The organism is Micromonospora sp. NPDC005163 (genome assembly GCF_053599835.1).
The window spans coordinates 1-12131 of record NZ_JBSFYP010000112.1; the positions used below are offsets into that span (position 1 = coordinate 1).

The following is a 12131-nucleotide window of genomic DNA, read 5'->3' on the forward strand; positions in this document are numbered from 1 at the left end:
CGCGGCGCGGCACCGGTCGGCGCGGGTTGGGGGCGGGCCGCCGAGCGATCGATCAGGGTGGGCGGGTGGGCCGAGTGGGCAGCCGGCAGGATGCGCAGCAGCTCGGTGGGCGGCTCGACCGGCTGGCCGGCGCCGAACCGGGTGGCCAGTTGCGCGGCGGTGGGTCGGCGGGCCGGGTCGGCAGCCAGGCAGGCGACGGTCAGCTCGGCGATGTCGGCCGGCAGGCCGAGCACCCGCAACGGCGGCACCGGGGTGCCCCGCCGGTGCACCTCCAGCGCGTCCTCCCAGCTCTGCACGGGCAGCGGCGCCTGACCGGTGAGGGTGCGGTAGAGCAGCGCGCCGAGGGCGTACACGTCGCTGGCCGGGTCGGGTGGGCCGGCGGTCAGCCGCTCCGGGGCGAAGTAGGCCGGTGTGCCCATCAGCGGCTCGCCCGCCTGGCCGCCGAGCGTGTGCTGCGGGCCACCGAGCGCGGCGATGCCGAAGTCGAGCACCTTGGCGCCGGTGTCGGTGAGCATGACGTTGCCCGGCTTGACGTCGCGGTGCACCACGCCGATCCGGTGCGCAGCGGCCAGCGCGGCGGCGATCTGCCCGGCCACCCGCACCGCCTCCGGCCAGGGCAGTGGCCCGGTCCGCAGCCGGTCGGCCAGGTTGTGCCCCTCGACCAACTCCATCACCAGGTACGGCACCACGGCGCCGCCGGCAAGCGTCGCCTCGGCGTAGTCGTACACCTGGGTCACGTGCGGGTGGGTGAGCCGGGCCGCCGCGCGGGCCTCGCGCTGGATGGTGGCCCGCAGCTGCGGATCGGTGGCGAGCTGCCCGGCGAGCACCTTGACGGCGACCGGCCGGCCGAGCACCTCGTCGTCGGCCCGCCACACCTCGGACATGCCACCGAGACCGATCCGCTCGTGCAGTACGTAGCGGTCGTGGAGACGGAGAGTGGGCATGAAGGGCGACATGGCCTCACCAGTCTGCCTGGCCGCGCTCCCCTCGACCACCCGCGCCGCCCGGTCCCGACCCACTTCTCCCGTACGTGCCGAAATAGCCTATTGGTCGGCTAGGAGCAGGTGGTGGCGGTGGGCAGCGGTCGCGGCTGGATCCGGTCGGCGAGCCGGCGCAGGGCGATGGCGGTGGCCCGCCGGGTCGGTGCGAGCAGCGCCGGGCGGGCTCGCTCGACCTGGACCGGCGCGTTCGGTCGGGCCGAGTTGACGTGGCGGTTCATCGCGTCGAGGGCGGTGAGGTATCCGGTGGGGTGTTCCATGGTCAACTCCTCGGGACAGGTCCGGTGGAAGTCCGGACGACGAGTGCGGTGGGCAGCAGCACATGACCGGCCGCGGCGTCCGCGGGCGGGTCGAGCAGTAGTTGGGCGGCGATCCGGCCCTTCTCCTCGGCCGGTTGCCGGACGGTGGTGAGGCCGGCCGCGGCGGCCTCGGGAACGTCGTCGAAGCCGGTCACCGAGACCGGCGGACGGTCGCCAGCCGGTCGCCCGGCCAGCGCGTCCAGGACGCCGAGGGCGAGCACGTCGGAGCAGGCCAGCACGGCGGTCGGCGGCGCCGGCCGGTCGAACAGCCCGGCGACGGCCGCCGCCCCGGCCTGGCGACTGTTACCCGGGGCGTTGACCAGGGTCAGCTCGGCCCAGTCGACGCCGACCTCGGCGAACGCGTCGGCGAACCCGGCGAGCCGGCCGTGGGTGGTCGGGTGCGGCGCCTGGTCGACCCCGGAGAGGGTGAGCGGGCCGGCCGGCGCGTCGGGCAGCACGGAGTCGGCGAGCAGGGCCACCCGGCGGTGGCCGAGGCCGGCGACGTGCGCGGCGACGCCGCGGGCCGCGGCCCGCTCGTCGATGCCGACGAACCGCTCGTCGGGGCCGGCGTCGTCGCGAGCGGCCGTGCTGACGAACGGCAACCCGCGGGCCCGGATCACATCCAGGGCCCACTCCTCGTCGGCGACGCAGTAGACGCAGAACCCGTCGACCGCGGCGTTCTCCACCGCGCGACGGGCGTCGAGCTCTGCCCGGGCCAGTGGCACCAGCAGCATGCTGGTGCCGTGTCGCTCGGCGGCCTCACCCACCCCGGCGAGAAAGCGGACGGCGAACGGGTCGGTGAAGGCGTACGACAGTTGCGAGGTGAACAGCACCCCGATCGAGCCGACGAACCCGCGGCGCAGGGAGCGGGCGGTGGGGTTGGGGCCCGGGTAGCCGAGCTGCCGTGCGGCGTCCAGGATCCGCTCGCGCAGCGCCGCGGAGAGCTGGTCGGGGCGGCTGTAGGCGTTGGACACCGTGCTGCGGGAGACGCCGACGGCGTCCGCCACGGCTTGCAGGGTTGGCTTCACCGGCACCCCTCTGTATCGATCCAGTCTGTATCGATACAGAGACTAGCCGGACGGGTCAGCGGCGGTCAATACCCAGGTGTCGGCCGGGCTCCTCCGGTGGCGGGGAGGAACCAGAAGCAGCGCACCGACCGGGGCCGGGACACCCTCAGGCGCTGCCCCGACGGCGGTCAGGCTGGGTAGAGGTCCTCCAGCAGGCGGCCGAGGATCTCCGGGGTGCGCTCCGGCGGCTCGGCCTCGACGCAGAGCCGCTCCATGGCCACCGCGTAATAATCCAGGTCGTCGCGCTTGTCCAGGTAGATGGCGCTGGTGAGCTGTTCGATGTAGACGATGTCGGGCAGCTCCTGGTCGCCGAAGCGCAGGATGGTGAACGCACCGCCGGCGGCCGCGTGACCACCGGCGGCGAACGGGATGACCTGGAGGCGGACGTTCGGCGACTTGGTCGCCTCGATGAGCGCGGTGAGCTGACCGCGCATCACGTCGGCACCGCCGATCGGGCGGCGCAGCGCCGCCTCGTCCACCACCGCCCAGAGCTGCGGCGGGCGCTCCCTGTGGAGCAACTGCTGGCGCTGCATCCGCAGGGCGACCCGCCGGTCCAGCTCGGCCGGACCGGCCGCGCCGTGCCCGAGCAGCACGACGGCTCGGGCGTACTCACGGGTCTGCAGCAGGCCGGGCACGAACTGCACCTCGTAGGTGCGGATCAGCGCCGCCGCCGCCTCCAGGCCCAGGTAGGACTGGAACCAGGTGGGCAGGACGTCGCCGTAGCGGTGCCACCAACCGGGGCTGTTGGCGTCCCGAGCGAGCTTGAGCAGCGCGTCGCGCTCCTGCTCGTCACTGACGCCGTAGAGCGTGAGCAGGTCCGCCACGTCGCGTTCCTTGAAGCCGACCCGGCCCAGCTCCATCCGACTGATCTTGGATTCGGAGGCCCGGATCTCCCAGCCGGCGCCTTCCCGCGTCACGCCGCTGGACTCCCGCAGCCGGCGCAGTTGGGCACCGAGCAGCATGCGCAGCACGGTCGGCCCGGTTGTCGGGCCGCCCTCGGCGGGAACCTTCGTCACGTGCGGACCTCCGGACACCGACCAGCGTGGTCGGGCGCCCCGGCCCGGCCGACGTGTAAGCATGCCATGGACCGACAGTGAGGTGAACTCCTCCGGACCGGTAGATCAGTCCCGTCCCCGGGATTGTCCACCGAGGGTCGCTCAGTTGATCAGATGGTCGAAGTCGCCGTCACGCGCGCCGAGCACGAAGGCGGCGATCTCATCCACCGTGTAGATCAGCGCCGGCCCCTCCGGATGTCGGGAGTTGCGGAGCGCGATGCCGGCTCCGCCGGGCAGTTCAGCGAGCTCCACGCAGTTGCCGCTGGGGTTGCTGCGGCGACTTTTCTTCCAGCTCAGCGGTGGCAACTGATGGATCGGAACGCCGTTCGGTGGCTGCTGCATGAGGGCGTCTTTCTGCTCACGAGCCCGCCGGTGGCCGTGGGAGGAGCGGTGACGGCGAGGGGTGCGGTATCGACATCGGACGGTGCTGCACGTGCATCTGCTATTGCATCTGCACCGGACGGCGAGCATGATAACGCACAAGATCGGTGCGTATTCGTGCACGTTGAGTTATCTGCATGGGCATCGATAAGGGAAAACCGGGCCCGACGCGGCGCGCGTCGTGTCGGCCGACGGCTGGAGGCGATCGCGGCGATGGGAGGGTTCGTGCCGGATCCGATGAGTGTCGCCTCCGGCATCTGCGCTGCTGGCGCACTGCTCTCCTCGTGGCAACTACGGCGGCGGGCGCTGCGCGCCGAGGCCGAGATCGGGCACCTCCAGGCCGAACTCGCCGCCGAGCGGCACGCCGCCAGCCACGACCCGCTCACCGGGCTACCCAACCGGCGTGCCTTCTACCGCCTCGCGGCCGCCCTGCTCACCGACGCGGCCGGGCAGCCGTTGATCGCCATCGTGCTCGACCTGGACGACTTCAAGCAGATCAACGACCGGTACGGGCACGCGGCCGGCGACCAGGTGCTGATCAGCGTGGCCGAGCGGCTGGCCGGTTTCGCCGGGGACAACCTTGTCGCCCGCCTCGGCGGGGACGAGTTCGCCGGGCTGCTGGCCAGCCCGACCATCGACCGGCGCTGGATCGAGCACGCCACCCGGCGGCTCGCCGAGACCGTCGCCGCCCCGATCCGCCTGAGCGGGGTCAGCGTTCAGGTGACCGCCTCCGTCGGGCTCGCCCCTGTGACCGGCCCGGCCCAGCTCACCGACGCGCTCAGCCGCGCCGACGCGGCCATGTACCAGGCGAAGAGCCTGGGCGGCAACCGGTCGCCCCGCCAGCTCGTGGACAGCGTCCGCCTCGCCGAGCGCTGACCGCTCCGGCGTCCGCGGCCACATCCGTCCGGGCGGGTGCCGCGCTCAACTCGGCCGGCCGAGGTCACGCAGCGCCGCGTCGGCGAGGGTGACCAGACCGACCGGCGATACCAGTCCGCGCACGATCCGGGCCGCCATCGCGCGGTCGGCCGCGTCCGCATCCGGATCCAACGCCTGGCGGGTCCAGTCGGTGAGGTCGTCGAGCGCACGGACCGCGAGGAACCAGGCCAGGCCGACCGGGTCGATGTCGACCCGGCCGTAGCCGGCGAGGACGGCCGCGCGTTGGTCGGCGGTGACCGGCGCGAAGGCGAGCACCCCGTCGGTGACGAACATCAGGTCGCACTCGGGCGGGGCGAGCACCGCGTCGTCCCAGTCGATCAGCCAGACCTGGCCATCCGGCCCGAGCAGCAGGTTACCGAGGTGCGGGTCGCCGTGGCAGACCACCACCGGCCGCTCGCGCCGGCCGGCGGCGAGGCGCTCGACCTCCGCAGCCAATGTGGACACCCGGTCGGCCACCGCCGCCCAGACGGCCGCCAGCTCGGCGACCGGCGGACCGGCCGGGTCGGCCCGGCCAGGTTCGCGCAACCGCTGGGCCGTCGCGCGGGTCGCGGCCACGATCCCCGGGTACGCCGCGCCGCCGGGCGGCAGCAGCCGCATCAGCTCGTCGGTCACCGGCACCGCGTGCACCGCGGCCAGCAGCTCGCCGTACCCGCGCCAGTGCGCGTCGGTCATCGGGCCGTCGAGCGCCCGCTGGTCGGAGACCCACGGCACCACCGAGAGGCGGTGGCCGCCGTGGTCCCCGTACAGGCGCTCGTCGAGAGTGCGCAGCGGCGCGGGGATGCCCGGCACCTTCTGGCTGGCCAGGTGCGCCGTCACGACCAGGCCGGCCGGAGTGCCGCCGCCACTCAGCTTGACCGCGTACCGGGTGCCGTCGGCGGCGTGCGCCAGCCACAGCCGGGCGCGCTGGTCGGCGCCGTGGGTCACCTCGTTCATGCGGGTCAGGTCGAGGCCGAAGTCCGTACGGACCCACCGGGCCACCTGCCGCGTCGCGTCCTCGATCACCGGCACACCATGCCACCTGCCGGGCGGCCCGGCCCACCCGAAAACCGGCCCGGGTCAGCGCAGGGTGGCGAGGTACCGGTCCAGTGCGGCGTACGACTCAGCGGCGCCCTCAGCCATGCCGGACTCGGCCATGCCGTCGCGCTGCTCGGTGGTGTCGAACCGGGTGGTGCCGGTGACGGTGGTGCGTCCGTCGGTCTCGGTGAAGACCAGCGTCTCCACCGCCACCTGACCGGGCATGCCCTCGTACTCGAAGGTCTGCACGATCCGTTCCGGCACGACGATCTCCCGGAACTCACCGCGGAAGCCGTAGGCGTTGCCGTCCGTGGCGTGTTCGACGAAGCGGTAGCTGCCGCCCTCCCGGAAGTCGATCTCGACGTCCAGCGGGTTGCCCCGCCCCCACCAGTGCTTCAGGTGCTCGGCCTGGGTGTGCGCGGCGTAGACCAGCTCGCGCGGGGCGTCGAAGGAACGGGTGAGGGTGATCTCCCGGTCGGACGGCATGTCGATGGCGAGGTCACGGGGCTTGGTCACGGCTGGTCTCCTTCAGGTCGCGCAGGTAGTCGTCCAATGTGTCGTAACGGTCGTCCCAGAGCCGGCGGTACTGCTCGACCCATTCGGCCAGCGTGCGCAGCGGGGCCGGGTCGAGCCGGCAGCGACGCCACTGCGCCTCGCGGGTCCGCACGATCAACCCGGCGCGCTCCAGCACGTTGAGGTGCTTCGAGATCGCCTGAACGCTGATCGGAAACGGCTCGGCCAACTCGTTGACCGTCGCCTCGCCGGTCGCCAGCCGGGCCAGGATGGCCCGACGGGTCGGATCGGCGAGGGCGGCGAACACGGCGCTGGTGGGATCTGTCATCAGGTGTCGCTCTCAACCATTTGGCTTGTAAACCGCTAGGTTGAATATACAGCCCAGCGTAGCTGCGTCAACACCCTTCGACGGAAACTCGCGTGCGGTCAGCGCCAGCCGTAGCCCGCGCGCAGTGCCTGCCCGACCCGGTCGAACCGGGGCCGGTCCAGCACGGCGCCCTCGCGGCGGATGCTGTCCTCGCGCATGGTGAGCACCCGGTCCAACCGGACCCAGCTCGGCCGGTTGTCCCGGTCCCAGTCACCGGGCCCGAGGGCGAACCAGTGCCGCTGGCCGTCCCGCTCGCTCTGGCTGGACAACATCAACCCGAACAGCGTCCGGCTGTGCCGTCCGACGACCAGCACCGGACGGTCCTTGCCCTGGCGGGGGTCGTCCTCGTACGGCACCCACGTCCAGACGATCTCCCCGGGGTCGGCCTGGCCGTCCCGCTCCGGGGCGTAGGTCAGCTCGCGCCGCTGCAACGCGCTTACCTGACGACGGCGAGCCACCTGCGCCGGGGCCGGCCCGGGACGTCGCGGTGAGGGGATCACCGCGCCCACCCGAGAGATGCGCGCCGCCACGTTCCTCAACAGACCAGCCACGGCGGGCAGCCTACCGGTCCCCGCGCCGGCCGCCGGAGCGGGCGGCGCTGCGGCAGACTGGTGCCCGGCAGCGGGACGACGCGGAGGTGTTGCCAGTGACCATTGAGGTGCGTACCAGCACTCTCCCCGGGACCGCGACGGCGCTCGGGTCCGCCGGGGCGTACACCCTGGTGGTGGATCGTCCGGCGGACGCCGGCGGCGGCGGGCTCGGGTTCAACGGGGGTCAACTGCTCTACCTCGCGGTCGCCGGCTGCGTCTCGAACGACCTGTTCCGCGAGGCGCGGGCGGCCGGCCTCGACCTGCACCGGGTCGAGGTGACGGTGCGCGGCGACTTCACCGGCGAGCCGGCGGTGTCCGGCGAGGTCCGGTACGACGTCCGGGTCGAGGGCGACGCCCCGCCGGACGTGCTCCGCGCTCTGGTCGAGCGGGTGGACGCGATCGCCGAGATCCCCAACTCCCTGCGCGGTGGCACCCCGGTACGCCTGGGTCGCACCGAGGTCGCCGGAGTGCGGGGAACCGATGATTGAGCTGCCGCGCGACCTGCCGATCCTCGAACGGCGTGCCGTGCGGGTGGTGGTCCTCGACGACACCGACCGGGTGTTGCTGTTCCACACCCGCGACCCGGACCACCCCCGGCTGGGCACCTGGTGGGAGCTGCCCGGCGGCGGCATGGACCCCGGGGAGACGTACCGCGACACGGCGGTGCGGGAGCTGCGCGAGGAGACCGGCATCGCGGTCACCGCCGAGCAGGTGGGCGCGCCTGCCTGGCGTCGGCGGGCGAGTTTCCGGCACCGGCAGTTGCGCCACGTCCAGGACGAGGTGGTCGTCACGGTACGGCTGGACGGCCCGGGTCCGGACGTGGACGAGACGGACCGACTGGACTACGAGTTGGAGGACTACTTCGGCTTCCGCTGGTGGCCGCTGCCCGAGGTGGTGGCCAGCTCAGCCCGCTTCTACCCGGGACAGCTCCCCCACCTGATCACGCCCTTCCTGGCCGGCGAGGAGATCGACGAGCCGTTCGAGCTGTTCTCGTGACCGAGGTGCAGCAGGTGGCCGACTCGGCCCCATGCCCCGGCGCGGCGGTTGGGGCAGAGTGGAGGCATGACGAGCGACCTGCACGGCCCGCTGTCCCGGTACGCCGACAACCTGCACGCGGAGATCGGCGCCGAGCACCACGTCGCCTCACCGCTCGGCGCCTGGCTCCTGCTCGCGCTCTGCGCCACGACCACGACCAAACCCGGCCCGGCGAACCGTCCAGCGGCCGACGGGCTGGCGGAAGCCCTGGGCACCGACCTGACCAGCGCGGCCGAGGTCGCCCGCGCGCTGCTGGACGCGCCGCATCCGCTGGTCGCGTCCGCCACCGCGCTCTGGCACCGGCCGGGTCAGGGCGGCGGTGGGTCGGCCGACTGGCGGGCGGCACTGCCCGCGACGACCGAGGTCGGCCCGCTGCCCGACCAGGCCGGGTTGGACGCCTGGGCGCGTGAGCACACCCTCGGCCTGATCGAGAGGTTCCCGCTGCGGGTCGGGCCGGACGTGGTGCTGGCCCTGGCCAGCGCGCTGGCCACCCGGATCTCCTGGGCGGATCCGTTCGAGGTCGCCGACGCCGGCGCGCTCGGCCCGGGCAGTGCCTGGGCGGGCCGGCTGCGCCGGGTGCTGCGCAGCCCGCGCCGCGGTCACCGGGGCGCCATTCTCTCGACCGGGCGGGCCGGTGACGTGATCGTGCACGCCGCGCCCGCTCAGGTGGCCGACGGCGCGGGGCTGGTGGTCCTCTCGGTGGCCGCGGCGCCGCACGTGCCGCCGGCCGATGTGTTGGCCGCCGCGTACCAGCTCAGCGCCGGTGCCGCCGACGGCGCCGAGCCGGCCGGCCGTCGCTCGCTGTTCGAGCTGCCACTCGGCGACGCTCCGCTGTGGACGCTGCGTGAGGAACGGGTACGGACCCGGGCCCGCGACGGCCGCGAGGAGCGGCACCTGGCGGTGCTCCCCTGCTGGTCGGCCCGGAGCGAACACGACCTGAGCGCGCCGGCACTCGGCTTCCCGGCCGCGTCGGCGGCACTGGCGACGGCGCTGGCCCTGCCGGTGCAGGACTTCGAGGCCCGGCAGGCGGCGATGGCCCGGTTCGGCCGGTACGGTTTCGAGGCCGCGGCGGTCACCGGCATGTTCGAGCTGACCAGCATGCCGCCGGAGGGCGTCGCCCGCACCGCCGAGCTGCGGTTCGGCCACCCGTACGCGGTGGTCGCGGTCGCCACCGACAGGCGGGCCGACGGCGCGACAGGGCCGTGGCACGGAGTGCCGGTCTTCTCCGGGTGGGTCGCCGAGCCGGAGGAACTGCCGGAGGCCGATGTCTGAGCCAGGGCGTTCCCTGCGCCCGTAAGGCCGGGCGCTTCGGGTGCGCCAATAGAGCCGCAGGCCGTACGGGCGATGATCGAGACCCTTGGGCCGCTGGTGGCCCTCGATTTGGTCCGTCCTCGCCGGCACCTTCGACTGGACCTGCCGGGAGGTACTCGCGGCCGTCGAAGCCCGCGGCGGGCCACTCGCCGGGGCACTGCGGGCCACCGGGCCAGACACGCAGGCCTGAGGCGTCATTCTTCGCGACGGCGAGCGAGAAGTCAGGCCTGCCGCCAAACTCGGAACGTCTGTTGAAGCCGCCACGTGCCATCGGGCTGCTGTGCCTCGTTCCGCCAGCGGAACTCGTCGGTCTCGATGTGGGAGAAGGTCCAGCGCAGATCGTCGCCGTCGAGCACGATCTCCTCGCCGATGCGAGATGCCAGGAAGGTGTGTGTCCGACGCCGGCCCGGTCCCACCCACGTCGAGCGCCAGACACCCGCACCGGCTGCTGGATCGGGAAATCGCACGCTGACGCCATGTTCGACGCCGGGCAGGATCCAGACATCGGTGGTTGCCCACCCGCCCAACGCATACCCGAAGTGCCACTCGCCTCGACGATCAGCCGAGGACCCGTCGGGGTTGTACTCGGTACAGTCCAGCGCCCACGATCCGGCGAACTGTCCAAACAGGCTGAGGTCGGCGCCATCTGCAGGCCCGTCCGCGAGGAAGGCCGCAGCGACGGCAACGGATGGTTTGGTCACCATGCCAGAACGATAGTGGTTACGGCGAGTTCGGAGGCTTGGCCTTCTGTGGGTAGATCGTCTCGTGACGGACCAGCATGGCAACGAAGTCGCCGATCTTTCGCTCGCGGGTCTGCGCCCGTTTGACGGCGTTGAGTCGGTAGATGAGAGCGAACCGGTTGGTTTTGGTGAGTACGTCGAACATGGCGTGGGCGGCGGAGTCGGCGGCGATGGCGGCGAGTAGGTCGGCCGGCACTTCGGCTTCCGACGGTGGGGCGTAGGCGGCCGCCCATCGTCCGTCCGCTTTCGCGGCTTCTATCGCTGCGCGGCCCGGGGGCAGCATTCGTCCCTGCGCTTCCAGCCGGGTCACGTGGGCAACGTTGCGTTGTGACCAGGAGCTGCGGGGCCTGCGAGGGGTGAACCGGATCCACGAGGTTTCCTGGTCCCGTTTACGGGCCTGCCCGTCGATCCAGCCGAAACACAGGGCCTCGTCGACCGCCTGCTGCCAGGTCAGGGTCGTGACTGTGCCGCCCTTCTTGGTCAGGGCGAGCCAGACGCCGGGCGACGTGGTGTGGTTGGCCGACATCCACACGCGCAGCGCGTCGGCGTCCGCGACGATCAACTCGTCCAGCTCCGCGTTCGCCATGACTGCAGACTAACCCGCCTCGTCGGGCTGCCGGCTGGGGCGGATGCGCACGAACGCCGCACGCTTCCGCTACCTTGACGCGCTCAACAGTCCCCGTGCGGGTTTGTCGATATCTCAGATCGCCGACATGATCGGAGTGGACCGGCCGCGCGCTAGCCGGCTGACAACGGAGCTGCTCGATGAGGGGTACATCCAGCGGGAGTCTGCTCCGGACGACTCGCGGTACGCCCTGATCCGGCTCACCGCCCGAGGCCGGAAGCCTGTCGCCGAAATGAACGAGAGTCGGCGACAAAGCGTCGCCGAGGCGCTCGCCGGCTTCACCGCCGAGGAGTCACACAGCCTCGCTGTTCTCCTGAAGCGATTCGTCGACGCCTGGCCGCGGAATCCGCCGCCCGCATAGTCCGCTGGAATGCCTGCCGAGTCGAGGACGACGGCCAGGGCTCGGCGGCGGCTCGTCCAACGCCCGGCTCTGCGGTGCTCACGTGATTGCGGTCGCTGACAGCGCGAGGCTCGCGTCCTCAGGCGAACTCGCGGGCGGTGGATTCCAGCCTCTCGCGGTAGGCGGCCCACCATGCCTCGTCGCCCTCGACCACGTTGTCGCCGGGCCGCCGCCAGCCGACTTGGCCGTCGACCAGTTCCCGCACGATGTCGGCGTGCCCGGCGTGCCGGTTCAGCTCGGCGAGTACGTGCACGAGGATGAGGTGCAGCGTCACCGGCGTCTGGCCCCACCACCGTACCGAGCCGGGCGCGTCGATCGGGAGCGCCTCGATCGTCGCGTCTGCGTGTGCCCAGACTCGGTGCCACAGGCCGATGACGTCGTCGCGGGACTCGTCGGCTGTGGCCCACATGTCCACGTTCGGCTCGGCGTCCTCGTTCAGACCCGCGACGAGCTCGGGAAAGGGTCGGTCGAACGCCTCGCCGAAATACCCGGCGGTCACCGAGGCCACGTGCTTGACCAGCCCGAGCAGGTTCGTACCGGTCGGCACGAGCGGGCGCCGTACGTCGTACTCCGATAGCCCGTCGAGCTTCCCGAGCAGCGCCTCGCGTGCCTCCCGTAGGTACCGATGGAGATTCGCCTTGGCGTCGAGGTCTGTCATGCCGCCCAGGATCTCACCGCCGGAATGCCCCGTGTGCCCGCCCAGAGCGGCAGACATCCCAGGATTCAAAATGTCAAGCGGCTGCTGTGCTGTGGTGAGCCCAGGCCTTGTGTTCGTCGTAGATTGAGCGGGTCTTGAGGCA

General features: G+C 72.4%; 17 protein-coding genes. 5 read left to right on the forward strand and 12 right to left on the reverse strand.

Annotated features, from left to right (window positions below):
* From ACWD6N_RS36050 to ACWD6N_RS36070, 5 genes are all read right to left on the reverse strand, one after another.
* A partial coding sequence (locus tag ACWD6N_RS36050) for a serine/threonine-protein kinase (protein ID WP_450006486.1) occupies positions 1-944 on the reverse strand: 944 nt, incomplete at its 3' end.
* A gap of 110 nt (positions 945-1054) precedes the next feature.
* Positions 1055-1258: a hypothetical protein gene (locus tag ACWD6N_RS36055; RefSeq protein ID WP_450006488.1), complete on the reverse strand. Its 204-nt coding sequence runs from the start codon at positions 1256-1258 to the stop codon at positions 1055-1057.
* Between the two features lie 2 nt (positions 1259-1260).
* Positions 1261-2325: a LacI family DNA-binding transcriptional regulator gene (locus tag ACWD6N_RS36060; RefSeq protein WP_450006490.1), complete on the reverse strand. Its 1065-nt coding sequence runs from the start codon at positions 2323-2325 to the stop codon at positions 1261-1263.
* Positions 2326-2492: 167 nt separating this feature from the next.
* Positions 2493-3326 (reverse strand): helix-turn-helix domain-containing protein, encoded by an 834-nt coding sequence (locus ACWD6N_RS36065; protein WP_450006509.1) that lies wholly within the window; start codon positions 3324-3326, stop codon positions 2493-2495.
* Positions 3327-3521: 195 nt separating this feature from the next.
* Positions 3522-3761, reverse strand: a complete 240-nt coding sequence (locus ACWD6N_RS36070; RefSeq protein ID WP_354966685.1) for a DUF397 domain-containing protein — start codon at positions 3759-3761, stop codon at positions 3522-3524.
* A gap of 264 nt (positions 3762-4025) precedes the next feature.
* Here ACWD6N_RS36070 and ACWD6N_RS36075 point away from each other — a divergent pair, with 264 nt between their 5' ends.
* Positions 4026-4676, forward strand: a complete 651-nt coding sequence (locus ACWD6N_RS36075; protein ID WP_450006492.1) for a GGDEF domain-containing protein — start codon at positions 4026-4028, stop codon at positions 4674-4676.
* Between the two features lie 45 nt (positions 4677-4721).
* On the opposite strand, the gene ACWD6N_RS36080 is transcribed toward ACWD6N_RS36075, so the two are convergent.
* The 4 genes from ACWD6N_RS36080 to ACWD6N_RS36095 all read right to left on the reverse strand — a co-directional run bounded on the left by ACWD6N_RS36080 (position 4722) and on the right by ACWD6N_RS36095 (position 7181).
* Entirely contained in the window at positions 4722-5738 is a 1017-nt protein-coding gene (locus tag ACWD6N_RS36080) for a phosphotransferase enzyme family protein (RefSeq protein ID WP_450006494.1), read from the reverse strand.
* Between the two features lie 54 nt (positions 5739-5792).
* Entirely contained in the window at positions 5793-6266 is a 474-nt protein-coding gene (locus tag ACWD6N_RS36085) for an SRPBCC family protein (protein ID WP_450006496.1), read from the reverse strand.
* The gene (locus ACWD6N_RS36090) at positions 6250-6591 is read right to left on the reverse strand and encodes an ArsR/SmtB family transcription factor (protein WP_450006497.1); all 342 of its coding nucleotides are present in this window, start codon (positions 6589-6591) and stop codon (positions 6250-6252) included. The genes ACWD6N_RS36085 and ACWD6N_RS36090 overlap by 17 nt, the downstream gene beginning before the upstream one ends.
* A gap of 98 nt (positions 6592-6689) precedes the next feature.
* Positions 6690-7181 (reverse strand): type II toxin-antitoxin system PemK/MazF family toxin, encoded by a 492-nt coding sequence (locus tag ACWD6N_RS36095; RefSeq protein WP_354966689.1) that lies wholly within the window; start codon positions 7179-7181, stop codon positions 6690-6692.
* 95 nt (positions 7182-7276) lie between these two features.
* Here ACWD6N_RS36095 and ACWD6N_RS36100 point away from each other — a divergent pair, with 95 nt between their 5' ends.
* From ACWD6N_RS36100 to ACWD6N_RS36110, 3 genes are all read left to right on the forward strand, one after another.
* Entirely contained in the window at positions 7277-7708 is a 432-nt protein-coding gene (locus ACWD6N_RS36100; RefSeq protein WP_450006498.1) for an OsmC family protein, read from the forward strand.
* Positions 7701-8216 (forward strand): NUDIX hydrolase, encoded by a 516-nt coding sequence (locus ACWD6N_RS36105; RefSeq protein WP_450006499.1) that lies wholly within the window; start codon positions 7701-7703, stop codon positions 8214-8216. The genes ACWD6N_RS36100 and ACWD6N_RS36105 overlap by 8 nt, the downstream gene beginning before the upstream one ends.
* A gap of 66 nt (positions 8217-8282) precedes the next feature.
* A complete protein-coding gene (locus ACWD6N_RS36110; RefSeq protein ID WP_450006501.1) occupies positions 8283-9527 on the forward strand; it encodes a hypothetical protein in 1245 nt (414 codons plus the stop codon).
* 260 nt (positions 9528-9787) lie between these two features.
* Here the strand turns inward: ACWD6N_RS36110 and ACWD6N_RS36115 are convergent, their stop codons facing one another.
* Complete coding sequence (locus ACWD6N_RS36115; protein ID WP_450006503.1) at positions 9788-10270, reverse strand: hypothetical protein; 483 nt, start codon at positions 10268-10270, stop codon at positions 9788-9790.
* Between the two features lie 16 nt (positions 10271-10286).
* Complete coding sequence (locus ACWD6N_RS36120; protein ID WP_450006505.1) at positions 10287-10892, reverse strand: YdeI/OmpD-associated family protein; 606 nt, start codon at positions 10890-10892, stop codon at positions 10287-10289.
* A gap of 43 nt (positions 10893-10935) precedes the next feature.
* On the opposite strand from ACWD6N_RS36120, the gene ACWD6N_RS36125 reads away from it, so the two are divergent.
* Positions 10936-11292: a MarR family winged helix-turn-helix transcriptional regulator gene (locus tag ACWD6N_RS36125; RefSeq protein ID WP_450006507.1), complete on the forward strand. Its 357-nt coding sequence runs from the start codon at positions 10936-10938 to the stop codon at positions 11290-11292.
* 118 nt (positions 11293-11410) lie between these two features.
* On the opposite strand, the gene ACWD6N_RS36130 is transcribed toward ACWD6N_RS36125, so the two are convergent.
* Positions 11411-11989, reverse strand: coding sequence for a DinB family protein (locus ACWD6N_RS36130; RefSeq protein WP_354966696.1), 579 nt, complete (start codon positions 11987-11989; stop codon positions 11411-11413).
* Positions 11990-12131: the final 142 nt, after the last annotated feature.